Source organism: Nonomuraea sp. NPDC048881 (assembly GCF_040649795.1).
Classification (GTDB): Bacteria; Actinomycetota; Actinomycetes; order Streptosporangiales; family Streptosporangiaceae; genus Nonomuraea.
In genome coordinates this window covers 93,634-118,971 of sequence record NZ_JBEZGC010000015.1, presented here as the reverse complement: position 1 = coordinate 118,971, position 25,338 = coordinate 93,634, and the positions used below count along the sequence as shown (strand labels likewise).

The 25,338-nt window shown below is 70.7% G+C and carries 19 protein-coding genes; 15 read left to right on the top strand and 4 right to left on the bottom strand.

Translation table 11 applies throughout. From position 1 onward, the window contains the following. Window positions 1-90: 90 nt before the first annotated feature. Window positions 91-645 (top strand): hypothetical protein, encoded by a 555-nt coding sequence (locus tag AB0C33_RS38515; RefSeq protein WP_358297087.1) that lies wholly within the window; start codon window positions 91-93, stop codon window positions 643-645. Window positions 646-857: 212 nt separating this feature from the next. After that, window positions 858-4,247: an alpha-L-arabinofuranosidase C-terminal domain-containing protein gene (locus tag AB0C33_RS38510; protein WP_358297084.1), complete on the top strand. Its 3,390-nt coding sequence runs from the start codon at window positions 858-860 to the stop codon at window positions 4,245-4,247. A gap of 152 nt (window positions 4,248-4,399) precedes the next feature. On the opposite strand, the gene AB0C33_RS38505 is transcribed toward AB0C33_RS38510, so the two are convergent. Further along, window positions 4,400-5,302 (bottom strand): helix-turn-helix transcriptional regulator, encoded by a 903-nt coding sequence (locus AB0C33_RS38505; protein WP_358297081.1) that lies wholly within the window; start codon window positions 5,300-5,302, stop codon window positions 4,400-4,402. A gap of 100 nt (window positions 5,303-5,402) precedes the next feature. On the opposite strand from AB0C33_RS38505, the gene AB0C33_RS38500 reads away from it, so the two are divergent. The 11 genes from AB0C33_RS38500 (at window position 5,403) to AB0C33_RS38450 (ending at window position 19,176) form a co-directional block, all read left to right on the top strand. After that, window positions 5,403-6,665, top strand: coding sequence for a multidrug effflux MFS transporter (locus tag AB0C33_RS38500; RefSeq protein ID WP_358297078.1), 1,263 nt, complete (start codon window positions 5,403-5,405; stop codon window positions 6,663-6,665). Between the two features lie 237 nt (window positions 6,666-6,902). Next, a complete protein-coding gene (locus AB0C33_RS38495; RefSeq protein ID WP_358297075.1) occupies window positions 6,903-7,925 on the top strand; it encodes a zinc-dependent alcohol dehydrogenase family protein in 1,023 nt (340 codons plus the stop codon). A gap of 49 nt (window positions 7,926-7,974) precedes the next feature. Beyond that, on the top strand, window positions 7,975-8,382 hold the full coding sequence (locus AB0C33_RS38490; RefSeq protein WP_358297072.1) for a cupin domain-containing protein: 408 nt from the start codon (window positions 7,975-7,977) through the stop codon (window positions 8,380-8,382). An 11-nt stretch (window positions 8,383-8,393) separates the two neighbouring features. Beyond that, window positions 8,394-9,380, top strand: coding sequence for an aldo/keto reductase (locus AB0C33_RS38485; RefSeq protein WP_358297069.1), 987 nt, complete (start codon window positions 8,394-8,396; stop codon window positions 9,378-9,380). Between the two features lie 289 nt (window positions 9,381-9,669). After that, a complete protein-coding gene (locus tag AB0C33_RS38480) occupies window positions 9,670-10,020 on the top strand; it encodes a cyclophilin-like fold protein (RefSeq protein ID WP_358297066.1) in 351 nt (116 codons plus the stop codon). A 914-nt stretch (window positions 10,021-10,934) separates the two neighbouring features. Beyond that, window positions 10,935-11,918, top strand: coding sequence for a LacI family DNA-binding transcriptional regulator (locus AB0C33_RS38475; RefSeq protein ID WP_358297063.1), 984 nt, complete (start codon window positions 10,935-10,937; stop codon window positions 11,916-11,918). A gap of 182 nt (window positions 11,919-12,100) precedes the next feature. Continuing rightward, a complete protein-coding gene (locus AB0C33_RS38470) occupies window positions 12,101-13,363 on the top strand; it encodes an extracellular solute-binding protein (RefSeq protein ID WP_358297060.1) in 1,263 nt (420 codons plus the stop codon). Between the two features lie 2 nt (window positions 13,364-13,365). Further along, window positions 13,366-14,250: a sugar ABC transporter permease gene (locus tag AB0C33_RS38465; protein ID WP_358297057.1), complete on the top strand. Its 885-nt coding sequence runs from the start codon at window positions 13,366-13,368 to the stop codon at window positions 14,248-14,250. 4 nt (window positions 14,251-14,254) lie between these two features. Next, complete coding sequence (locus AB0C33_RS38460) at window positions 14,255-15,157, top strand: carbohydrate ABC transporter permease (protein ID WP_358297054.1); 903 nt, start codon at window positions 14,255-14,257, stop codon at window positions 15,155-15,157. Further along, window positions 15,154-17,721, top strand: a complete 2,568-nt coding sequence (locus AB0C33_RS38455; protein ID WP_358297052.1) for a family 78 glycoside hydrolase catalytic domain — start codon at window positions 15,154-15,156, stop codon at window positions 17,719-17,721. The genes AB0C33_RS38460 and AB0C33_RS38455 overlap by 4 nt, the downstream gene beginning before the upstream one ends. A gap of 45 nt (window positions 17,722-17,766) precedes the next feature. After that, the gene (locus AB0C33_RS38450; protein ID WP_358297050.1) at window positions 17,767-19,176 is read left to right on the top strand and encodes an RICIN domain-containing protein; all 1,410 of its coding nucleotides are present in this window, start codon (window positions 17,767-17,769) and stop codon (window positions 19,174-19,176) included. Between the two features lie 70 nt (window positions 19,177-19,246). On the opposite strand, the gene AB0C33_RS38445 is transcribed toward AB0C33_RS38450, so the two are convergent. From AB0C33_RS38445 to AB0C33_RS38435, 3 genes are all read right to left on the bottom strand, one after another. Next, entirely contained in the window at window positions 19,247-19,570 is a 324-nt protein-coding gene (locus tag AB0C33_RS38445; RefSeq protein ID WP_358297048.1) for a carboxymuconolactone decarboxylase family protein, read from the bottom strand. A gap of 242 nt (window positions 19,571-19,812) precedes the next feature. Beyond that, a complete protein-coding gene (locus tag AB0C33_RS38440; RefSeq protein WP_358297046.1) occupies window positions 19,813-20,976 on the bottom strand; it encodes a serine hydrolase domain-containing protein in 1,164 nt (387 codons plus the stop codon). Beyond that, a complete protein-coding gene (locus AB0C33_RS38435; protein WP_358297044.1) occupies window positions 20,973-23,219 on the bottom strand; it encodes an MMPL family transporter in 2,247 nt (748 codons plus the stop codon). Before AB0C33_RS38435 ends, AB0C33_RS38440 begins: the two co-directional genes overlap by 4 nt. A 227-nt stretch (window positions 23,220-23,446) precedes the next feature. Here AB0C33_RS38435 and AB0C33_RS38430 point away from each other — a divergent pair, with 227 nt between their 5' ends. Then, a complete protein-coding gene (locus AB0C33_RS38430) occupies window positions 23,447-24,625 on the top strand; it encodes a sensor histidine kinase (protein WP_358297042.1) in 1,179 nt (392 codons plus the stop codon). Next, window positions 24,622-25,332, top strand: a complete 711-nt coding sequence (locus AB0C33_RS38425) for a response regulator transcription factor (protein ID WP_358297040.1) — start codon at window positions 24,622-24,624, stop codon at window positions 25,330-25,332. The genes AB0C33_RS38430 and AB0C33_RS38425 overlap by 4 nt, the downstream gene beginning before the upstream one ends. Window positions 25,333-25,338 lie beyond the last annotated feature (6 nt).

Genomic DNA, 25,338 nt, shown 5'->3' with positions numbered 1-25,338 from the left:
ATCCCGGCCGGCCGGGACCGCCTTCATCGGACGCCGGCACGTGCTCGCGCCGGCATCGTCCGGCGACGACCCCGAAGGGAACCACACCCCGTGAACAACGCACTGCGATACGCCGTGACCGTCCTGCTGGCCGGGCTCGCCCTCATGCTCGCCGCACCCGCGGCATCCGCCCATCGCGGACCGATCAAACTGGAGGTGACCGGGGACGGCGGCCACAACGTCAATGTGCTGGTCACATGGAAGGAGGACGGGCATCCCGTCACCGACGTCGTCGAGGCGACACTGACGGCGACCTCCTCCGACGGTCGCTCCTTCGGCCCCGTCCAGCTCAGGTCCTCCTCCGAGGGCCAGAACCTCTACACCTCCCCCGAGCCGCTGCCGAGCGGGACCTGGAAGGTCACGGTGACCGCGACCAAGCCCGCCAAGGCACGCGCGACGGCGAAGGTGAAGGCGGCGGACCTGGCCGCCACCCCCGTGGCGGCGACTTCGCCCGCGCCGCGCGCGGCGGCCGCCGCGGCTCTGGCCGACCGCGAGGACGCGGACGACACTCCGTTCAAGATCGGAATCATCGCGGTCGCGGTGGTGATCGCTTCCGGGATCTGGATCGCCTTCGCCCGTCGCGGGCGGCTGCACAGCCGTCGCTGAAGGCACCTCGGCCGGTGCGCCCAGTGGGCGTCGCGACGCTGGTGCGCACCCGGCACACCCGGTTGTCGACGCCCCGGAGACCACGCTCTTCGTAGATGAACGCATCCGGTTCCTGCACGGCCCTCGACCAGTAAGCTCCCCTTCCTACCGCACACCACAGCCATTGACGGGTCCAGTTGTGTTAGCGCTAACATCCCTCAGGAGTCCTCATCATGAAACGCGTCGCGTTATCGGTCATGCTCGTCGCCGCCCTCCTCGCGGCACCACCGCCCGCGTCCGCCTCAGCGGATCCCATCCCTCAAGGAGCAGCCGTCGACCAGTTCGACGGCGACAGCCTGGGGCAGGAGTGGAGCGTCCTGTCCCCCGACGACTCCCGCTGGTCGCTGTCAGGGGGCGCGCTCCATCTGGACACCTCCCCCGGTGACACGTACGGGGGCGGCAACAGCGCCAAGAACGTCTTCCTCGTCGACGTTCCGGCCGGCGACTTCGAGGTGATCACCAAGCTCAGCGCGCCCGTCGCGCTGGACTACCATAACGCGGGCCTTGTCGCCTGGCAGGACTGGGACAACTACGTACGAACCGGGCTGGCCCACGTCAGCTTCTCCGGCGGCACCGTGATCGAGACGGGGACGGAGGTCGGCGCGAGCTACACCGGCGGCTTCAAGACCCGTCCGGGATCCACCGGCGAGATCCTCAGGCTGGCCAGGACCGGCGACGAGTTCGTCGCCTCCTACTGGGACGGCTCGGCATGGATCGAAGCAACCCGGTCCACCGCGAAGCTGGACATCAAGCAGGTCGGCCTCTACGGTCTGTCCGCCCAGAACGGGACGCCCGTCCGCGCGGACTTCGACTACTTCGCCGTCAAGGCCGCCGAGGGACGGCCGGTGAGCCCGCAGGGGCGGTTCACGCTGAAGGCGGTCGACGCGCCCTACCTGTCCGTCAGCAAGTCGGGCGTGGTGCGGGCCTCGGACAGGGCGCCGATGACCGGCCTTGTCATGACCGCCGAGCCGCGCGACGGCGGACTGGCGCTCAAGGACGCCGCGTCCGGGAAATACCTGGAGGCCGGCGACAAGGTGCGGCTGGGCGCGAACCCCTCGGTCTTCCAGCTCAAGGACGCCGGTGGCGGCAAGGTCGAGCTCTCCTCCAGCGGCAAGAACGTCTCCGTCAGCGACGGCGCTCTCGTCACCGGCCCGGCGATCACGAAATTCACGATCGAGGGCTACACGTCCGGCGCGCTCACCGTGGACACCAAGGCCAAGGGCACCGAAGTCAGTCCCAACCTGTACGGGGTCTTCTACGAGGACATCAACCACGCCGCCGACGGGGGCCTGTACGCCGAGCTGGTCCAGAACCGCTCGTTCGAGTTCAACGACCAGGACCACGCCTCCTACACGGGCCTGACCGCGTGGAGCAAGACGGAACGCGGCGCGAGCGCCACCCTCGCGGTCACCGGCGATCAGCCGCTGAACTCCAACAACCGCAACTACCTGCGTCTCGACGTCACGGGAGACGGCACGGCCGGGGTGAGCAACGCCGGGTTCAACCGCGGCCTGCCCTTGAAGAGGGGCGCCCGCTACGACCTGTCGTTCTGGGCCAGGCGCACCGAGGCGGGGACGCTGACGGTGACCGTCGAGGACGGCACCGCGGTCCTCGGCACGGCGGCCCTGCAGGTCAAGGCGGGCGGCTGGGCCAAGTACGAAGCGTCGTTCACCGCGGCGGCGACGACCGACACCGGTCGCCTGATCGTCCAGGCGCCGAGCGGGCGCACCGATCTGGACATGGTCTCGTTGTTCCCGCATGACACCTTCAAGGGGCACGGCATGCGAGCCGACCTGGCCAAGGCCGTCGCGGAGTTGAAGCCGGGCTTCCTGCGCTTCCCCGGCGGCTGCGTGACCAACGTCGGCACCTACGCCCCCTACTCCGACAAGCAGGACCGGCGGCGGATCTACCAGTGGAAGGAGACGATCGGCCCGGTCGAGGAGCGGCCGACGAACTTCAACTTCTGGGGCTACAACCAGTCGTACGGCATCGGCTACTACGAGTACTTCCAGTTCGCCGAGGACATCGGCGCCGAGCCGCTGCCGGTGCTGTCGGTGGGCGTCAACGGCTGCAACGTGAACCAGCCGCTGACCGACGAGGCCAAGCTGGCCCGGTGGGTCCAGGACACGCTCGACCTGATCGAGTTCGCCAACGGCCCGGTCACCTCCGAGTGGGGCGCCAAGCGGGCCGCGCTCGGGCACCCGAAGCCGTTCGGCCTGGACTACATCGGCCTCGGGAACGAGGAGATCTACTCCGAGTTCTTCACGAACTATCCCAAGTTCGCCGACGCGGTCAGGGCCAAGTACCCCACCATTAAGATCATCAGCAACTCGGGGCAAGCCCCACAGGGCGCCTGGTTCGACAAGATGTGGCAGTTCGCCCGCGACCACAAGGCCGACCTGGTCGACGAGCACTACTACAGCAGCCCCGGCTGGTTCCTGACCAACAACCACCGCTACGACTCCTACGACCGCAACGGGCCGAAGGTGTTCGCCGGCGAGTACGCCTCGCAGGGCAACACGTTCGGCAACGCCCTGGCGGAGGCGTCGTACATGACCGGGTTGGAGCGCAACTCCGACGTGGTGGAGCTGGCGTCGTACGCGCCGCTGCTGGCCAACGTGGACTACGTGAACTGGTTCCCCGACCTCATCTGGTACGACAACGACCAGGTCTTCGGATCGGCGAACTACTACGTGCAGAAGTTGTTCTCCACGAACCTCGGCGACCGGATCCAGCCCAGCACGTTCGAGAGCGCGACCAGGCCCCCGGCCGACATCACGGGCGGCATCGGGCTCGGCTCGTGGAGCACCCAGGTCCGTTACGACGACGTCAAGGTCACCGCCGCCGACGGCACGACACTGTTCTCGGACGACTTCTCCGGCGGGGGCGAGAAGTGGACTCCAGGCCAGGGAGCATGGGCCGTGCGGGACGGCGCCTACGTCCAGACCGCCGACGTCACCGACGCCCGATCCACCGCCGGCTCACCTGACTGGTCGAACTACACGATGGAGGTCAAGGCCCGCAAGACCGGCGGCGCCGAGGGATTCCTGGTCATGTTCGGCGTGGGCGACACCTATTACTGGTGGAACCTCGGCGGCTGGAACAACACTCGGTCCGCCGTCGAGAAGGGCATCGGCGGCGGCAGGTCGGAGATCGCCTCCTCCCCGACCACCATCGAGACCGGCCGCGACTACCAGATCAAGATCCAGGTGAACGGACGCAGGATCACCACCTGGCTCGACGGCCAGAAGATCAACGCGTTCACCGACAATGCCGTCGTGGAGCCGCTCTACCAAGTCGTCTCGCGAGACGGCGACAACGTCACGCTCAAGGTCGTCAACGCTCAGGCGACCGGCGTGCGCAGCACCGTCACCCTGAAGGGTCCCCGCCTTCGCCCGTCCGCCACGGTGACCTCGATGGCCGGCGCTCCGGGCGATGCCAACTCCCTCACCGAACCGACCAAGATCAAACCGGTTGAACGCCACCTGAACGGCTTCTCCAACGCCTTCACCTACGACTTCCCCGCCAACTCCGTCACCTTCATCCGCCTCACCGAACGCTGACCCGCCGACCAGGGGCGGGCCGCCCGCCGGCTCGCCCCTGGTCGGCCTGCCACCCCGGCCCCATTCGATGAACCGCCCAAGGAGGAGGGCGGCCGAACGTCAGGGCAGGGCGCACGGTGGAACATCGAGGAGATCGTCAGGCGGGCGGGGGTTCAGCGCGATCCCGGATGGGCGCCGGCGACGTCGTCGCCGGCGTTCGTCGGCTGCTCGGCGGCCAGGGATGCGAGCAGGCGCAGGCGTTCGGCGGAGGGGGAGCCGGGTTCGGCGGTGTAGATGATGAGCACGAGTCCGGGTTCGGCGGTGATGGCGAGTTCCTCGTAGGCGAGGACGAGTTCGCCCACCTCGGGGTGGTTGAACCGCTTCGTGCCCGTTCCGTGGGTGCGGACGTCGTGTGCGGCCCAGAGCGTGCGGAACGTGTCGCTGCGAGTGGAGAGCTCGCCGACCAGGTCCTGCAGGGCGCGGTCGTGCGGGTCGCGGCCGGCTTCCGCCCGCATGATCGCGACGCACATCTCGGCGAACAGGTCCCAGTCGGGGTAGAAGTCGCGGGAGGACGGGTCGAGGAACTGGAAGCGGGCCAGGTTGGGGGTGCGCCCGCCGTCGCCGATGACGGGCGCGTAGAAGCGGCGGCCGAGCGCGTTGGCGGCCAGCAGGTCCTGGCGGGGGTTGCGGACGAACGCGATGCCGTCGGTGATGGCCTCCAGCGCCCAGTGCAGGCTGGGGCGGGAGGCGCTCTGGCGGGTGGCGCGGCGGCGCGGGCGGCCGGAGGCGGGGATGCCGTCGGCGGCGCGGGCCAGGTCGAACAGGTGGGCGCGCTCGGTGTCGTCGAGGCGCAGCGCGCGGGCGATCGCCTCCAGGACGGACGCTGACGCGCCGGCGATCTGGCCGCGTTCGAGCTTGGCGTAGTACTCGACGCTCACCCCTGCGAGGACGGCGACCTCGGTGCGCCGCAGGCCGGGCACGCGCCGGTTGAGGCCACCGGGCAGGCCGGCCTGCTCGGGCGTGACCTTCGCCCGGCGCGAGGTGAGGAACTCGCGGACTTCGCGGCGGTTATCCATAATCCCAGCGTAGAGGCGGTCTGGAAGGTCTGGGGTGCCCTGTCGGTACACCCCTTGACAGAGACTCCCGCTCTGCCGCGGGGGCCCCTTGACTGGAGCCATGCTCAATCAATCTCCGCCCACGCAGCGGCCGGTCTCCCGGCTGTTGCCCATGCTGTTGCTCCTGTTGACCGTGTTCGGTCCCATATCGATGGATATGTACCTGCCGGTTCTGCCCGCGTTGACGGACGAGCTGAACGCGGCGACGTCGATGGCGCAACTGACCGTCACCGCTTGCCTCATCGGGCTGGCGTTGGGGCAGCTCGTCGCCGGGCCGCTGTCGGACCGGTTCGGCCGCGCCCGGCCTCTGTACGTCGGCGTGGCCGCCTACGTCGCGACCTCGCTGCTGTGCGCGCTCAGCCCGAGCATCGAGACGCTCGTCGCCGCCCGGCTGGTCCAGGGGCTCGCCGGGGGCGCGGGCATCGTGATCGCGCAGGCGGCGGGACGTGACCTCTACTCCGGCGGAAAGCTCATCCGCTACTACGGCCGCATGACCGTGCTCGGCGGCCTGGCCGCCATCGTGGGACCGCTGGTGGGCGGCCAGCTGGCCCGGGTCACCGACTGGCGCGGACTGTTCACGTTCCTGGCGGTGATCGGCGCGCTCATCCTGGCGCTCATCGCCTTCGGCTACCGCGAGACGCTGCCCCGGACGAGCCGTACGACGGGTGGGTTCGCCCAAACCGGCCGCGACTTCCGCACCCTGCTGGCCGACCGCGTCTTCACCGGCGCGGTGCTGCTGCAGGGGTTCGTCAACGCCGCCCTGTTCGCCTACCTGGCCGGGGCCACCTACGTCCTGCAGGGCGTCTACGGCCTGTCGCCGCAGCAGTACGCGCTCGCCTTCGGGCTGAACTCGGCCGGGTTCATGGTCTTCGGTTACCTGGCCGGGCGTAGCAGCGAGCGGTGGAGCGTGCGCGGCACCCTGGCCGTGGGCCTGGCCATGTGCGCACTCGGCGCGCTCGGCCTGCTGGCCGCCGGGCTGTGGACGCTGCCGCTGGCCGTGGTGATCGTCTCGCTGCTGATCATGGTCAGCGGCGTGGCCGCCACCACCCCGCCCGCCACCACGCTGGCCCTGGCCGGATACCCGCATATGGCGGGCACCGCCTCCTCGCTCCTTGGCATGGCCCGCTTCGCCTTCGGCGGTGTCGCCGCGCCCTTCGTCGGCCTGGCCGGGGCGGACGGCATGCTGCCGCTCGGGATCGTCACCGTCGTCTCGATCGCGCTCGCGCTGGCGGCCTGCGCCGCTCTCGGCCCCCGGCATCGCGCGCGGACGGCGCGGCCGTCCCCGGCCGTCGAACCCGAGCTCGCCGCCGCGCCGACGCGGTGAGCACGTCGTGCGGACGCCGGGCTAAATGCCGGGAAAGAGTTCCTCTCGCCTGTTCATGCCTCACCTACCGGGGGAAATGCCTCCTCTGCTGGGGAACCGTGCGGGACGCTGCCGGCGCCGGTTCGGCCGCGACATCTGGCCACCGGCCGGCGAGGCACCTTGGGCGTCGGGCCTTCGACGCTCGACGGAGTCCGCTGATCCGCCGCCGTCACCCAACACTCGAAGGAGACACCACTCATGCGTGGAGCAGTTCTGCACGGACCGCGCGACGTGCGCGTCGAGGACCGTCCCGACCCGCGGATCGTCCAGCCCACCGACGCGGTCATCCGCATCACCGCGACGTGCGTCTGCGGCTCGGACCTGTGGCCCTACCGGGGCGTGGACGCCGCCGACGCGCCGGCGCCGATGGGACACGAGTACGTCGGCGTGGTCGAGCAGACCGGCGAGGCGGTCGAAACGATCAAGCCCGGCGACTTCGTGGTCGGATCGTTCTTCGCCTCCGACAACACCTGCGAGATCTGCCGGGCCGGCTACCAGTCCCGGTGCGTGCACGCCGAACTCATCGGCGCGATCGGCACCCAGGCCCAGTACGCCCGGATCCCGCTGGCCGACGGCACCCTGGTCGCCACCCCCGCCATGCCGGACGCCGACCTCGTCCCGAGCCTGCTGACCGCCTCCGACGTGCTGGGCACCGGCTGGTTCGGCGCGGTCGCCGCCGAGGCCGGGCCCGGCAAGACGGTCGCCGTCGTGGGCGACGGTGCGGTCGGCCTGCTCGCCGTCCTGGCCGCCCGGCGGCTCGGCGCCGAACGCATCGTCGCCTTCAGCCGCCACGCCGACCGGCAGAAGCTCGCCCTGGAGTTCGGCGCCACCGACATCGTCACCGAACGCGGCGACCAGGGCGTCGCCCGCGTCAAGGAGCTCACCGGCGGGCTCGGCGCGCACTCGGTCATCGAGGCCGTCGGCACCCAGGAGTCGATGATGCAGGCCATCCGCTCCACCCGGCCCGGCGGCCACGTCGGCTACGTCGGCGTCTCCCACGACGTCGAGCTGCCGGGCGAGGAGCTGTTCTTCTCCGGCGTGCACCTGCACGGCGGCCCGGCCCCGGTACGCCGCTTCCTGCCCGAGCTCATCGGCCTGATCTGGAACCGCGCGATCGACCCCGGCAAGGTCTTCGACCTCGAACTCCCGCTGGAGGACGCCGCCGACGGCTACCGGGCGATGGACGAACGCCGCGCCGTCAAGACCCTGCTGCGCCCCTGACGGCCCCCATCCCTTCGCAAGAGATCACCGACCACGAGAAGGAACGACCATGGAACTGCTGAAGCAGCCACCGACCACCAAGGGACCAGCCGAATGGTTCACCGGGGACGTCTGGTTCGACGTCATCCACCGCGGCGAGGACCCGTCCCGATCCCGCGCGAACATGGTCAGGTTCGCGCCCGGCGCCCGAACCGCCTGGCACTCCCACGGCCTCGGCCAGACGCTGCTCATCGTCGAAGGCGTCGCGCTGATCCAGTCCCGCGGCGGCCGGCTGATCGAGGCCCATCCGGGCGACGTCATCTGGACCCCGCCGGGCGAGGAGCACTGGCACGGCGCCGCCCCCGGCCACTTCATGACCCACCTGGCCCTGTGGGAAGGCGACGACACCGCCTGGCTGGAGCACGTCACCGACGCCGACTACACCGCGACGCCGGCCGCCACCCGCCAAGCACTCTGAAGAGGGTCGACATGGACTACGAGCACCTCGGCCGCAGCGGGCTGCGCGTCAGCCGGCTCGCCCTGGGCACGATGAACTTCGGCGACGCGACCGACGAACCCACCGCCTTCCAGATCATGGACGCCGCGGTGGAGGCGGGCATCAACTTCTTCGACACCGCCGACGTCTACGGCGGCCCCCAGAGGCCGGACATGGACCAGGGGTACGGCCTCTCCGAGGAGATCATCGGCCGCTGGCTCTCCCAGGGCGGCCGCCGGGACCGGATCGTCCTGGCGACCAAGGTCTACCAGCCGATGGGGCTCGGACGGAACGACAAATACCTGTCGGCCTACCACATCCGCCGCGCCTGCGAGGCGAGCCTGCGCCGCCTGCAGACCGACCACATCGACCTCTACCAGATGCACCACGTCGACCGTGCCACGCCGTGGGAGGAGATCTGGCAGGCGATGGACCAGCTCATGCGCGAGGGCAAGGTCACCTACATCGGCAGCAGCAACTTCGCCGGCTGGGACATCGCCACCGCCCAGAACGCCGCCACCTCCCGCAACCTGCTCGGCCTGGTCTCGGAGCAGAGCCTGTACAACCTCATCGCCCGCACCATCGAACTGGAAGTCATCCCGGCGCTGCGCTACTACGGCATCGGCCTCATCCCCTGGAGCCCGCTCGCCGGCGGCCTGCTCGGTGGCGTCCTGCGCAAGGTGAGCGAGGGCCGCCGCGCCGGCGACCAGATCCAGCGGCAGATCGAGCAGCACCGCCCCCAGCTCGAACGCTACGAGGCCCTCTGCTCCGACCTCGGCGAGCAGCCCGCCGACGTCGCCCTGGCCTGGCTGCTGCACAACCCCGTCCTGACCGCCGCCATCATCGGCCCGCGGACCGCCGAGCAGCTCAAGGACAGCCCGCGCGCCCTGGAGATCGCCCTGTCGCAGGAGACGCTGCGTGAGCTCGACGACATCTGGCCGGGTCCGGGAGGAGAAGCCCCCCAGGCATACGCCTGGTGACCAGGCGTATGCCGCCGGCCCGCAGTGAGCCTCCCGCGCCGCCGCTGACCTTCCTGCACCGAACGGCGCCTCGGCCCGTCATCCGGGTGGGGGCCGGTCCCTGCCAACCCCCGAACCACCAAAGGTGCCACCCACGATGAGCAGATCAGTCTCCAGGACCGCGCTGGCGGCCCTCCTCACCGTCACAGCGTGCGGTGGGGCGGGCGGCACCGGCCAAGCAGCCCATGCTCCGGCAACGACATCATCGGCCGCGCCAGCCGGTACCGAGCAGCCCGAGAGGACCACCGACATGAAGATCCGCCTGATCCTCGACGATGTCACCCTTGACGCGACGCTCGCCGACAGCGCCGCCGCCCGTGACTTCGCCGCTCTCCTGCCGCTCACCCTCACTCTCAGCGACTACGCGGGGAACGAGAAGGTGAGCGACCTGCCGAGGAAACTGTCGACCGCCGGCGCCCCCGCCGGAACCGCCGCCAAGGTCGGAGACATCGACTACTACGCCCCCTGGGGCAACCTGGCCATCTTCTACCAGGACTTCCGCCATTCCGACGGCCTGGTCAACCTCGGCAGGATCGAATCCGGCATGGAGAAGCTCACTGCCAAGAACGGCGACTTCACCGTCACCGTCGAACGCGCCTGACTCCGGTCCGCGCGCCCCGCTGAAGGCTTCCCGCCAATGCACCGGATGACAGCCTGTCATCACGTACATGAGCGATCACGGTCGCGCGACGACCAGGGGAACCCATGGTGTCCGAGCGCCGACCGGACACGCGCTCCTCCCTCCTGATCCCGCCATCCCTGCACGCCGGGTGTTGATCGTCCAGTCTCCCGACGAGGACGGCGTGCGGGCTTGGGACGAATCGGAAGACCGTGACCAGCTCGTGAACGAGGCAGAGGAGTTCTCAACCTTCCACGCCCAGCGGGCCAGTGACCTTGAGACGTGGTTCGCTCTGTCAGGCAGGCGGGCCGTTGTTCCGCCTCCGCGTTGGAAGCAACTCCTCGCAACACTCATAGGCGCTTACCCGCTCGTCGTTCTGATGTCCGCCTTCGTCCTGCCGCGGCTGACGGGGCTCGCCCCTCGAACGCGGACACCGGTCCGTCGGCCGGCGTGAGGTCGATGTAGTCGACGTTGACCGCGTCGCGGTCGTCGCCCGCGTCGCCTCCACCGGGATCCGATTGGTGCCCGCGGCCTGGAACACCCTCCTCGTGACGGTGTTCCAGTCGTTCCAGGGTGGGCGTGGCGGGCAGGGCGAGGTCGGTGATCGGCGAGCCGTCGAGTCGCAGCCCGACCGACCGGTCGGCGGAGGCCCGGGGAAGCCCGTACGTGACCTTCGCGGTGCCGCCGAGGGCGGCTACTTTGCTTCAGAGCTCGGTGCGGCGATGCCTGTTGAAGTGAGCGAGAGCATATGAAGCGCTTCAGAGCTGAAGCGCTTCATACGCCCACCCATGCGTTAGCATGGCCGCGCAGAGACGGGCATGGAAGGCGGAGGCACCTACACAGTGGCAGCGATTCGGCCGGGCCTGAACGGGCGTGCCAATCCGAGCATCCGTGACGTGGCCGCGGCCGCCGGCGTCTCGATGGGCACGGTCTCCAACGTGCTGAACCATCCCGACAAGGTGAGCGAGGCCACCGCGCGCCGGGTGCGGGAGGCGATCGACCGGCTCGGGTTCGTCCGCAACGACGCGGCGCGGTCGCTCGCGTCCGGTTCGAATCACAGCATCGGCCTCGTGCTGGCCGACATCGAGAACTCGCTGTTCGTCGACATCGCCCACGGCGCCCAGGAGGCGGCGCGGGCCGCCGGGCTCAACCTGCTGCTGGCCAACGCCGCCTGCGATCTGTCCCAGCAGGACCAGTACCTGGACCTGTTCGACCAGGCCCGGGTCACGGGGGTGCTGCTGGCGCCCATGGAGGACTCGACGGCGGGGATCGAGCGGATGCGCTCCCATGGCCGGCAGATCGTCCTGCTCAACTACGCGCCCGAGCCGGGCACGTGCTGTTCGGTGCTGGTGGACAACGAGCGGGTGGGCTATCTCGCCGCGCGTCACCTGATCGCGGGCGGCCGGAGAAGGCTCGGGTACGTCGCGGCCCGTGACGTCTACCAGCCGGTACGCGACCGGCGCCGGGGCATCAGGGCGGCGATCGACGACCTCGGCGCGGGCGTCGGCCTGGAGGAGATCGACAGCGGCGGGCTGACGGTGGCCGAAGGGCGGCGGGTCGGCCGGGAGCTGGCGGCGCGGCCGCCGTCCGAGCTGCCCGACGCGCTGGTGGTCGTGACCGACGAGCTGGCCCACGGGATCATCCAGGAGCTGCACGCCGGGGCAGGGGTTCGCGTGCCCGAGGACGTGGCCGTGGTGGGGTGCGAGAACAACCGGTCGGCCGCGGGATTCACCCTGCCGCTGACCGCCGTGGAGCTGTCGGGGCGGCAGATGGGCCGCGAGGCGGTCCGGCTTCTGCTCGACGAGGTCGCCTCCGAGGATCACCGGCACGTGACCGTGACGCTCCAGCCGGAGCTGGTCGTCCGGGCCACCGCCCCCTGAGCCCTTCACCAGCCACGGACGCCGTCGGCATGCCCTGACGCCGGGACGAGGCCGGTGGTCACAGTGCGGACTCGTTGTTGACACCGCGACGCGACCCGCCATACATTCCTTCCACTTGAAACGCTTCAAAAGCGTGTCTCTAGGAGGAAGCGGTGCGGATCATGCACAGGCGCCGGAAACCCGTGATCTTCATAGCCCTCGCCGCCGTGGGCCTGTCCGCGACCGGCTGCGGGGGCGCCGCCGGCGGTCCGCCCGGCGAGTTCAGCCTCATGATCAACGACGACAACCACATCGTCCAGCAGGAGCTCGCCGTGCTCAGCACCGGCGCGTGCAGGACCCAGAACCAGGCGCTGCCGCTCAGGACGGAGACGCTGCCGATCGGCAACGTCGACCAGAAGGTGCAGCTCCTGGCCGGGCAGAACGCCCTCCCCGTGCAGTTCGCCGCCGGAGGCACACCGCAGCTCACCAAGACGCTGAGCCAGGCCGGCCACGTCCTCGACCTGGAGAAGACGCTCAAGGAGCTCGGCGTCTGGGACAGCGTCGAGCCCGCCGCCGTCAAGACCGTCCAGAACCTGTACGGCCGGTTCGACGTCATGCCGTACCAGTTCAACATCGAGGGCATCTGGTACAACAAGAAGCTCTTCGCCGACCACGGCATCGCGGTCCCGGCCACGTACGACGACCTGGTGGCGGCGGCGGCGAAGCTCAAGGCCGCGGGCGTGCAGCCGTTCTCGGCGTCCGGCAAGGCCGGCTGGCCGATCACCCGGCTGATCAGCGGCTACCTCTACCGTGACCTCGGCCCTGAAGCGCTCCAAGAGGTGGCGGACGGCAGGGCCAAGCTCACCGACCCGCCGTACGTCAGGGCCGCGCAGGCCGTCGCCGACCTCGGCAAGGCAGGGTACTTCGGCGACGGCGTCGGGTCGATCGACTACGACACGGCCGTGCAGCAGTTCCTGACCGGCAAGGCCGCCATGTTCTACATGGGCAGCTGGGAGCTGGGCAGCTTCAACGACCCGGCCAAGGCGAAGATCGGCGCCGACACCATCGGCTTCATGCCCTTCCCCGCCGTGAAGGGCGGCTCCGGCAGCGCCGACCAGCTCCCGGCGAACGTCGGCCTGCCGATCGCCGTGTCGGCGAAGACGTACGACAAGAAGGTCGGCGACTGGCTGGCGTGCATCACCAAGAACTACGGCGCGGCGTCGCTGAAGGACCAGGGCACGATCTCCGGCTTCAAGCCGGTCGGCGACACCGGGACGCTGCCGCCGCTGACGCGGACCGTCCGCGAGGCGATCTCGAAGACGACCACCAGCGTCCTGTGGTTCGAGGCGCTGTTCACCACCAAGGCCACCGAGACGAGCCAGACCAACGCGGCGCCGCTGCTCACCGGCGGGATCTCGGCGCAGGACTTCATGCGGAAGATCCAGACCGACCTGGCGGCCCGGTAGTCATGGGCACAGTTCTCGGCGACCGCCGGGCCGTCGCCATCCTGCTCGGGCCCGCGCTGCTGGTGTACACGCTGGTCATGCTGATCCCGATGCTCTGGTCCCTGGGGTACACGTTCCAGACCGGCAACGTCATCGGCGGGTTTCGCTTCAACGGCCTCGGCAACTTCGCCAAGCTCTGGGACGACCCGCAGGCCATGTCGGCGCTGTGGTTCACCGTCAAGTACGCGGTGGTCGTCAGCGCCGGCCAGGTCCTGCTCGGCTACCTGCTGTCCCTGCTGTACGTGTTCGCCCTGCGCAGGTCGTCGGCCCTCGTGCGCACGCTCGTGTTCTTCCCGGTGATCCTGCCGACCGTCGCGGTGTCCCTGCTGTTCCAGAAGCTGTTCGCGGTCGCCCCGCAGAACGGCCTGGCCAACGTCGCCCTCGGCATGGTCGGGATCCATCCGGCTGACTGGTTCGGCAGCGGCACCGGCGCGTTCTGGGTCATCGTCGCCATGGACCTGTGGCGGTCGATGGGCTTCTACGGCGTGCTGATCTACGCCGGCCTGCTGGAGATCCCGGAGGAGATCCTGGAGTCGGCGCGGCTCGACGGCGCGACGGGCTGGCGGCTGGTCCGCCACCTCGTGCTCCCGTTGTCGATGCCGGTGCTGCTGTCGGCCGTCGTGTTCAGCGTCAACGGCACGCTGAAGGTCTTCGACTCGGTCCTCGCCCTGACCAACGGCGGCCCGGGCAGCGACACCACGCCCCTCACGCTGCACATGTACCGGACGGCGTTCTCGTACGGCGACTACGGCTACGGCAGCACCATCGCGTTGCTGCTGACCGTCCTGTGCCTGGGCGTCACCCTGCTGATCTTCCGTTTCGCGCGCCGCGACCCGACCAGGAGCTGACCCGATGCTCGACTCGTTGGCCCCCACCTCGCCGATCACGGCCCCGGCGCCGGGGCGGCGGCGCGACCGGCGGCGGTCGTACCGGCGGTTGCGGCGTGCGCCGGTGACCGTCGCGGTCGCCCTGTTGATCGTCGTCGAGGTCGCGCCGCTGCTGTGGCTGCTGCTCAGCTCGTTCAAGACGCAGGCGGAGTTCGTCAACGAACCGGCCTGGTCCCTGCCGCACTCCTTCGCCCTGGACAACTACCGGGAAGCGTGGACGACCGGACGCGTCGGGGCGTACGTGCTCAACAGCGTGCTCGCCACGGTCCCGTCCCTGGCGTTGATCGTGCTGCTGGGCGTGGCCGCCGGGTTCGCCCTGGAGGTGCTGGTGTGGCGCGGACGCCACCAGGTCCTGCTGGTCTTCCTGGTGGGGATCATGGTGCCCAGCCAGATGATCCTCCTGCCGCTGTTCCGGGTGTACTTCCAGGCGGGGCTGTCGGGCACCCTGTGGCCGCTCATCGTCACGTACACGGCCACCGGGCTGCCGCTGACGGTCTTCATGATGGCGACCTACTTCCGGGCGATCCCGCGCCAGGTGTTCGAGGCCGCGACCATGGACGGCGCGAGCGTGCTGCGCTCGTTCGTGTCCGTCGGCTTCCCGCTCGCGCGCAACGCCGTCTTCACCGTCGCGCTGGTGCAGTTCTTCTTCATCTGGAACGACCTGCTCATCGCCCTGACCTTCACCACCGACGACGACCTGCGCACCATCCAGGTCGGGCTGCTGAACTTCACCGGCCAGTACGGCGAGACCGCCTTCGGCCCGCTGTTCGCCGCGATCAGCGTCAACGTCGTCGGCACGTTCCTGCTGTACCTGTTCATCAACCAGCGGATCATGCAGGGTCTGACGGACGGGTCGGTGAAGGGTTGAGCCTCCCCACTCCCCTCACGCCCACGGTCGAGCACCACCGCGAACCGCTGGGCATCGGCGAGGCCGCGCCGCGCGTCTCCTGGAAGACGGTCGCGCCGCCGGACTGGAGCCAGCGGGCGTACCAGATCCGGCTGGAGCGCGAACACCGCACCGAGACGAGCGCGTGGCTGGCCGGTGCGGAATCGGTCCTCGTGCCCTGGCCGGGCGCGCCGCTCGTGTCCCGGGAACGGGTGCGGGTCCGGGTCCGGGTGCGCGGCGACGGGCCCGCGAGCGAATGGAGCCCGCCCCTGACCGTCGAGGCCGGTCTGCTGCGCGCCGACGACTGGTCCGCCGCCGCGATCGCTCCCCTGGCGGCGGGTGACCGCCGTCCGCCGCTGCTGCGCAGGGAGTTCCGTCTCGACGGCGAGGTGGCCCGGGCCAGGCTGTACGTCACGGCCCACGGCCTGTACGAGGCCGAGATCAACGGCGTACGGGTCGGCCGGGACGCGCTGACGCCGGGCTGGACCAGCTACGGGCACCGCCTGCTGTACCAGACCTACGACGTCACCGGCCTGCTGGAGCCGGGCGCGAACGCGGTCGGCGCATGGCTGGGCGACGGCTGGTACCGGGGCCGGCTGGGCTTCCACGGCGGCCACGCCAACCTGTACGGCACCGACGTGGCGCTCCTGGCCCAACTGGAGGTCGTCCTCACCGACGGCCGCCGCGTGACGGTCGCGACCGACGAGTCCTGGCGCGGCACGTGCGGACCGATCCTGGCCGCCGGGCTGCTCGACGGCGAGACCCACGACGCGCGAGCCGAACGACCGGGCTGGTCACGGTCGGGCTTCGACGACACCGGCTGGACCCCGGTCCGGATCGTCGAGCGGGACCCGTCCACGCTGGCCGCACCCACCGGCCCGCCGGTGCGCTGCACGGAAGAGGTCCGCCCGGTCTCGGTGACCGCGCGCCCGGGCGACCGGCTGATCCTCGACTTCGGCCAGAACCTCGTCGGCCGGCTGCGGATCACCGTCGACGGCCCGGCCGGGCACGCGGTGACGCTCCGGCACGCCGAGGTCCTCCAGGACGGCGAGCTGTGCGTGCGCCCGCTGCGCGACGCGGTCTCCATCGACCGCTACGTGCTGCGCGGCGACGGCCCGGAGACCTGGGAGCCGCGCTTCACTCTCCACGGCTTCCGCTACGCCGAGGTCACCGGCTGGCGCGGCGGCGACCCCGCCGAGGAAGTCGTCGCCCACGTCCACCACACGGACATGGCCCGCACCGGCTGGTTCTCCTGCTCCGACGAGCTCGTCAACCGGCTGCACCGCAACGTCGTGTGGAGCATGCGCGGCAACTTCGTCGGCCTGCCCACCGACTGCCCACAACGGGACGAACGCCTCGGCTGGACCGGCGACCTGCAGATCTTCGCCCCCACCGCCGCGTTCCTGTACGACTGCCACGGCATGCTCGGCTCCTGGCTGCGCGACGTGGCCGACGAACAGCTCGGTGACGGCACCGTCCCCTGGTACGTCCCCGTCATCCCCGGCGGGCCGGAGTGGACGCCCGTCCGGCCCGGCGCGGGCTGGGGCGACGTGGTCACGCTCGCGCCATGGACGCTGTTCCAGGCGTCCGGTGACACCGAGGTGCTGGCCCGCCAGTACGACAGCGCCCGCCGCTGGGTGGACCTGGTCGCCCGCATCGCCAGCCCCTCGCACCTGTGGAACACCGGCTTCCAGCTCGGCGACTGGCTCGACCCCGCCGCCCCGCCCGACGACCCGGCGGCCGGACGCACCGACCGCTACCTCATCGCCACCGCCTACTTCGCCTGGTCGGCCCGTCACCTCGCCCGGATGGCGCGGACGCTCGGCCTGCAGGAGGACGCCCGGCGCTACACCGACCTGGCCGCCCGGGTAAAGGCCGCCTTCCAGGCCGCTTACCTGCGCCCGGACGGCACCCCCACCGACGACACGCAGACCGCGTACGCCATCGCGCTCGTCTTCGACCTGCTGCCGGACGCCGCCAGCAGGGAGCGGGCCGGGCGGCGGCTGGCCGAGCTGGTCGAGGCCGACGGTCACACGATCCAGACCGGGTTCATCGGCACCCCGCTGCTGGCTCCGGCCCTGGCCGCCACCGGACACTTGGAGACCGCCTACTCGCTGCTGCTGCAGCGTAAGTGCCCGTCCTGGCTGTACGCGGTGGACCAGGGCGCGACGACCGTGTGGGAACGCTGGGACAGCCTGCTGCCGGACGGCACGGTCAACCCTGGCGGCATGACGTCGTTCAACCACTACGCCCTCGGCGCGATCGCGGCCTGGCTGCACACCGACGTGGCCGGGATCACCGCGCACAGCCCCGGCTACCGCCACATCCTGTTCCGCCCCCGTCCCGGCGGCGGGCTGACCTGGGCCGCCGCCGAGCACGAGTCGCCGTACGGCAGGATCGCGATCCGCTGGGAGCTGCACGGCGACGACCTGAGCGTGCGGACCACCGTGCCGACCGGGACCATCGCCCGCCTCCAGTGGCCGGACGGCACGGTCAGCGACCTCCCCCGCGGCACCACCGAGACCCGCCGCCCGTTCACCCGCTGATCAGGCGGCGCGGAACACCCACCCCCCACATGAAGGGAGCCCGACATGGTCGGCAGTCCCACCCGAGCGGCACCGGCCACGCGCCGGACGGCACTGTTCCTGGTGGCCGTGCTGCTCGGCGCGTTGCACGTGGCGCTGGCGAGCCCGGCTCAGGCACTCACCGGCGAGACCCGCCTGCACGACCCGAGCGTCATGAAGGTCGACTCGTGCTACTACGCGTTCTCCACCGGTTTCGCCGGTGACGCGCAGAACCCGAACGGCCAGATCCTGCGCTACCGCTCGTGCGGCTCGGCCACCGGCCCGTGGACGAAGCTCGGCACGGTCTTCGACGAGACGCCCGCCTGGGTGACGCAGCGGATCGGCCGGTCGAACTTCGGCAACGTCTGGTCGCCCGAGATCCAGTACTTCAACGGCCGCTACCACCTGTACTACTCGGTCGCCCGCTCCACCCCCTCGTGGGCGGCCGTGCTCGGCGTCGCCACCGCGACCGACATCGAGGGCCCCTACACCGACCAGGGATTCGTCACCGACGTCGAGTTCCCGATCGACCCCACGGTCAACGTCGGCGGCGACGGGCGCATGTACATCACGTGGGGCTCGTTCGGCGGCATCTACCAGCACGTCCTCGACCCCGCCACCGGGAAGCTGTCCACCACCGACCACAACCTGTGGCACCTGGCCGCCGACATGGAGGGCGTCACGATCGTCCAGAACGGCGGCTACTACTACCTGTTCGGCTCCAGAGGCCCGTGCTGCAACGGCGTCAAGAGCAACTACTGGACCGTCGTCGGCAGGTCCACGAGCATCAACGGCCCGTACGTCGACATGGCGGGCGTGCCGCTGACCTCGAAGGGCGGCACGACGGTGCTGACCGGGAGCTGGCCGAAGACCTCGGCCGGCGGCGGCGACGCCTACACCGACGGGCCGGACACGTACCTGGCCTACCACTACTACGACGCCGACAACGGCGGGCGGGAGACGCTCGACATCCGGCAGGTCACGTTCGCGGGCGGCTGGCCGGTGCTCGGGACGCCGCTCGGCGAGACGTCCTTCCACCTGCTCAACCAGTACAGCAGGATGTGCGCGGACGTCTGGAACCTCAGCACGGCCGACGGCGCGCCGGTGAAACAGGGCTTCTGCAACAGCGGCGCGAACCAGCGATGGTCGCTCACCCCGGCCGGGGGGAACATGCGGATCGTCAACCAGAACAGCGGCAAGTGCCTGGAGATCTCCGGCTCCAGCACGGCGGCCCGCGCCCCCGCCGTGCAGGCCCCGTGCGACGGCGGCGCGAACCAGCAATGGACCAGGACGGCCACCTACGGCGCGTACATGACGTTCAAGAACGTCAACAGCGGCATGTGCCTGGAGGTCTACGGCAACTCCACGACCAACGGTGCCGCGTTGAACCAGTGGCCCTGCAACGGCGGCCCCAACCAGCAGTGGCTGCTTGGCTGACCGTCATTCCGACCGACAACAGTGGTGCGGCGAAGCTCCTTCGCCGCACCACTCCACGGTGGTGGCTCGGTCAGGCGGCGGCCCGCTCGTCGGCGATCTTCTTGAGCAGGTTGATCGCGGTCATCGCGTTCGGCCAGCCGGCATAGAAGGCGAGGTGCGTGATCACCTCAGACAGCTCCTCGACACTCAGCCCGTTCTCCAGCGCCACGCGAAGGTGGTAGTCGAGCTGCTCAGGGCGGTACAGCGCGGCCAGCACGCTCACGGTGACCATGCTCCGGTCACGCGGTGAAAGCGCGGGCCGCTCCCAGACGTCACTGAAGAGAACCCGGTCGGTGACCTCCACCAGCTTGGGCGCGATACCGGCCAACTCCTGTGGTGCGGACTGCTTCACCATGGAACAACTGCTTCGCCCGCGACAGTGGTGAACCGGACGCTTCCGATCCGTGGTCAGTTGCCCGTGCCAGCGGCACCTAACCCCTCGTCCTGAGCGCGCCAATGGCGGGGGAAGTGCGGCCACGATCGTCTGGCCCGTACCCGCGCCTGGGCCGCCTCCGGATCCGGCTCTGCCATGTGCACCGCCGCCAGCGGCTCGCCCTCGGCACGTGCCCAGACGCACCCGCCGACACAGCGACCAGCTCAGCGGTTGGCGCAGAGCGCGTTGTCGATCAGGCGGGCCGTGGCCCGGCCTTGGGCTGGGGTGCCGGGGTAGGTGGTGCGGGAGACGATCACGCTGGTGCGGCCGTCCTCGGTGACGGCGTTGTCGGTGATGAACCCGGGTGTGCCACCGGGATGCGACCACGCCGTGATCCCGCAGCTCAGCCGCTGCTTGGCCATGCCCAGGCCGAACTCCCTGCCGGGCGCGCCGACGGGGACCGTGGTGGTCATCTTTTCGAGCTGACGTGGCGTCAGGAGCCGGCCACCCAGCAACGCTCGCCAGAACCTGCCCAGGTCGCCGGTGGTGGTGACGGCCTCGCCCGCCGGGCCGGCCCAGCCGAGGCTGAGCACCGTGGCGCGGAACGGCCGGCCGGTCCTGGCGTCCTCGGTGTAGCTTTGCGGGTGCGGCTTGGGCAGCCGTGAGGCGTCACCGGGCAGCGTCGTCTCGCGTAGCCGCAGCGGCGTGATGATCCGGCGGGTCACCACATCGCGCCAGGAGTTGCCGGTGGCCTTCTCGATGATCATCCCGGCCAGGAGGTAGTTGATGTTGGAGTAGCTCCAGCGGGCGCCGGGCGAGAAGAGCGGGCGCCGGCCAACGCTGAGAGCGACCAGCTTGCGCGGGGACATGCGGAGGAACCGGTAGGCGCGGTAGCCCTGCTCGGTGCGCATCTTCATCTCGATGTCGCCCACGGAGTCGTGCAGGCCGCTGGTGTGCTGGAGCAGGTGCCTGACGGTGATGGCGCGCCCGTCGTTGCCGTTGCCGCGCACCAGTCCGGGCAGCCACCGTTCGACGCTGTCGCCGAGGGACAGGCGGCCCTCCGCCTCCAGCTGCAAGATCACGATGGCCACGAAGGTCTTGGTGTTGCTGCCCATCCGGAAGTGCCCGTCGAGCGGGATCGGCACGGTACGGCCGCGCACCGCCGTACCGGCTGCCGCGGACAGGCCACCGGCGGGAGAGACCACCCGTGCCTGCACCCCCAGCGTGCCGGCGTCGCGGATCGCGGCCAGATCCCGCTGCAGGGCCGCCCGGTCGTAGCCGGACGCGGCGTGGGTCGGGCCCGCCGCGAGTGTGACGAGCGTCGCGGCCGTGACCGCTGACGCCACAATCGCGTGGATGCGGTGGTTGATCGGATTCCTCTTCGTCATTCTTGCCTCCCGGCAGATGCGACCGCCGTAGCAGTCGGGTGGGACTCAAAAGCAGTCGGATGGGACTCGAAAGGTCCGGTGCGATGGCTGTCTGCGGCGGGTTGTGGGCGCAGCGGCCACCAGATGGCCCGGCCGAGCAGCGCGGCCAGGGCGGGGACCAGGATCAGTGACACGACGAGCGCGGAGAGCAGGATGCCGAGCGTCATCGCGAAGGCGATCTGCTCGTTGCCCGGGGACGTGACGAGGCCGGCGAAGGAGGCGGCCAGCACCAGGCCGGCCGTGGCGATGGCCGGCGCGGTGTGCCGTACGGCGCGGGCCACGGCGGCGCGAGCCGTACCCGGTCGCCGCATCTCCTCCCGGATGCGGTCGGCGATCAGGATGTTGTAGTCGGTCCCCAGTGCCACGACGAACAGGAACAGCACGAGCGGGAGTGTGAAGCCGACGCCAGGCTCGCCGATGACGTGCTGGAACAGCAGCCCGGCTGCGCCGAGGGTCGCGGCGAAGCCGAGTCCGACGGAGAGCAGCAGGATCAGCGGGGCGAGCAGGCTGCGCAGGAGCAGCAGGAGGATCAGCGCGATCAGCGCGGCCGCGACCGGGAACACGATCTTCAGGTCGTGGTCGACCGCGGTCGAGATGTCGGCGACGATGGCGGGCGTCCCGCCGACGTGGGCGGTGATCCCGGCAGGCGTGTGCTGGGCGACCGTGGCCCGAATCGGTCCGACGGCCAGGTCGCGCGCCTGCCGGCTCCGCGGGTCCGCGGTCGGGTAGAGGTCGATGCGGGCGGCACGGTGGTCCTTGTTCAGGACGGTCGGTGCGATCTGGCCTACGCCCTTGACCTGGGTGAGCGCCCGGGAGAGGCCGTCGAGCCGGTCGGCGGTGAGGGTGCCGCCGTCTTTGGCGGTGATGAAGACGCTCGTCGGGTCGGACACGCCGGCCGGCAGCGTACGGGAGATCTCGGCCGCGGTGGCCGCCGCGGGGGTCTGGGCGCCGGAGCCGCCCTGGCCGTAGTCCATGCGGGTGCCGATCAGCCCGGCGGCCAGTGCGGCGAGCAGGCCGATGGAGGCGGTCAGCATCATCAGCGGCCGGCGCGTGACCAGCGCACCCAGGCGGGCGGCCCAACCCTCACCGGTCTCGGGGCGCAGAGCCGTACGGGAGGGCCAGAACATCTTGCGCCCGGCAGCGGCGAGCAGCGCCGGCAGGAGCGTGAGGCTGCCGACCATCATCACCACGACCGCGACGGCGATCGCGGGGCCCATCGAGCGGAACTGCCCGAAGGTCGCGAGACCGAGGGTGGCGAACGCGGCCACGATGGTCAGCGCCGCCGAGGTGATCGCGGTGCCGACCCGGCCGGAGACCTGCGCGGCCACCTCACGGGCGGACTGCTCGGGCCTGGTACGCAACTGCTCGCGGTAGCGGAACAGCAGGAACAACAGGTAGTCGATGCCGATGCCGAGCAGGACCACGTTGATGAGGCCCGGGGTGCCCGCGTCGAGCTTGAGCCCGGTGAGCATCGCGGCGCCCGCGACGGCTCCCGCCGCCACGAAGCCGATCATGGCGACCGCGAGCAGCGGCAGCAGGGCCGCCAGCACGCTACGGAACACCAGCACGTTGAGCAGGACGATGAGCCCCACGATGAGCCCGCTCCCGACCGTCGTGACGGTCTTGCGGGAGTCGACCGTGTCAACGGTTTCGGCGAGCGCCCCGGTGAAGCCGGTACGCATCCCCGCCTCGGAGAACTGGGTCCTGGCCGAGTCCCGGAAGGTCCGGTAGACGTCCTGGACGCCCTTGTCCCCGCGGTTGCCGATCAGCTCGACGGAGAGCAGTTGGAAGCGCCGGTCGGGCGCCGTCATCGCCGGGGCGATCCGGGGCGTCTGGGAGCGGTCCGGGATCAGGAACCGCTGGGGGCCGTCGTCCTCCCTGGGCATGATCACCCGGCGCTCGGCCAGCTTCGCCGCCTCGACCTCGACGCGCTGCCGGTCGGCGGCGCTGAGGGCCTTGCCGTCGGACCGGGCGACCAGCACCGTCACCGTGGTGGCGTCGGGGTTCACCCCGAACCGCTCCTCGGCGATGCGCAGCGCGGCGGCCGAGTCGTAGCTCCGGGGCAGGAAGGCGCCGGCCTGGTTCTGGGTGACGCGGTCGACCAGCATCGGGGTCAAGGCGCTCAGTACGACACCCAGCACCGCCCAGAGGGCGATGACCTTCCATGGGTGTCTGGTGGAGTACCCGGTCAGGGCACGGATCACGATCTCCTCCGGCGGACGGCGTCTGCCGGGGGGGCTCCCGGCCGATATCCAGACCATCAGCCGCAGAAGCGGTAAACCTCCTGGTAGCGGATGATTCGCACCGGGGCCCTGGGCCCTTCCTCCTCTCGGAGACCAGGACCGTGGTCCTGGTCCCGGCCTGGCCATCGCCGCCGCTGTGCAACCCTGTTCCGGGGGGCCGTAAGGCCGGATACGGGGGAACAGGATTGTTGAGCAACGCCCGGGAGCTGCCGTGGGCCCGCAGCGACGCGCTCGTCGCCGGCGGGGCGTGCGTGATGAACCTGCTCAGCTACGCGTTCTTCAACGCCCCCGACGGCCGGCACGCCGTGAGCGTGGCGGGGTTCCTCTTCGTCGCGCTGGCGGCCCTGCCCTTGCTCGCCCGGCGCCGCCATCCGGTGGCGGCGCTCGCCGTCGTCCTGGTACTCGATACCGCGGCCACCCTGATCGTGCCGCTGCCCAGGCATTTCGGCGCCGTCCTGGTGGTCGCCCTGTACGCGGTCGCCAGGGCCCGCCCCGGCCGGGTCACGGCGATCGCGGCCGCCGCGACGGTGGCGCTGACCCTGCTGAGTCAGAACATCGGCCACGTCCCGCCGTGGCAGGACGCCGTCATCCCGCCCCTCACCATCCTGATCGTCGTCGGCACCGCCATGGCGGTCAACCGCTGGCAGGCAGAGGTGGCGGCCAACCGCAGACTCCTCGCCGACCGCGCGGTGGCCGACGAGCGGCGCCGTATCGCACGGGAGTTGCACGACATCGTGGCCCACCACATCACCACCATGCAGCTGATGGCCGGCGGCGCCCGCGCCAACGTCGCGGAACCGGAGGTGGTCAGGGAGGCCCTGGTCGCCCTGGAGTCCTCCGGGCGGCTCGCGCTGCGCGAGATGCGCCAGCTCCTCGACGTGCTGCGGGACGGCGACGAGCCGGAGACCACGCCCGCCCAGCCCCAGCCCGGCGCCGACGACCTCGGCCGCCTGGTCGAGGAGTCCCGCCTGGCCGGACTGCCGACGGACTTCGGCGTCCACGGGCAGCGGCGGCCGTTGCCGCCGACCGTCGGCCTCACGGTGTTCAGGATCGCCCAGGAGGCCCTCACCAACGCCCGCAGGCACGCGGAGCCGGCGCGCGTGTCCGTTCGGCTGACGTACCGTCAGGACCGGGTCACCATCGAGGTGCGAGACGACGGCGGGGGCACCCTGCCGCAGGAGGGGGCATCGTCGGTAGGCTCTGGCGGTTACGGCCTGATCGGCATGCGCGAGCGCGTCGCCCTGCACGACGGCACCCTCACCGTCGGCCCGCAGGCCGACGGGGGGTTCGCTGTGGTGGCCGACCTGCCGCTGACCACGGACGAGGCCGCCGAGGCGGCCGTCCAGCACGAGGGGGCGCGCCGATGACCGGGACCGGGCCGACGCCGCCGAGGATCAGGGTGCTGATCGTGGACGACCAGCCGCTGGTACGGCGCGGACTGTCGCTGATTCTCTCTCCCGACCCGTCCTTCGAGGTGGTGGGAGAGGCCGAGAACGGCGCGCAGGCCGTCACCCTCGCCCGCCAACTGCGCCCCGACGTCGTGGTGATGGACATCCGGATGCCCGTCCTCGACGGCGTCGCCGCGACCAGGGAACTCGCCGCCACCGTGCCCGGCAGCCGGGTCCTGGGGCTCAGCACCTTCGACATGGACGAGTACCTCGTGGGCGCCCTGCGAGCCGGAGCCTACGGGTTCCTGCCCAAAGACAGCTCCCCGGAGGAACTGAGCGCGGCGATCCGCACCGTCCACGCCGGCGACGCCGCCGTCGCGCCACGCCTGCTCACCCGGCTGATCTCCACCTACGTACGGGCGCCCCACGGCACCCGGCCGAACCCCACGGGCCTGGGCGAACTCACGCCCCGCGAGGTCGAGGTATGGCGCCTGATGGCCACCGGCCTGGACAACACCGAGATCACCCGCGTCCTCGACCTCAGCCTGTCCACCGTCAAGAACTACATCACCAGCATCTTCGACAAGCTCGCCGTCCGCGACCGCGCCCAGGCGGTCATCGTGGCCTACGAGTCCGGGCTGGTCACGGCCCGGGTGGCAACCGAGGGCGGCGAACAGCCGGGTTAGGAGCTG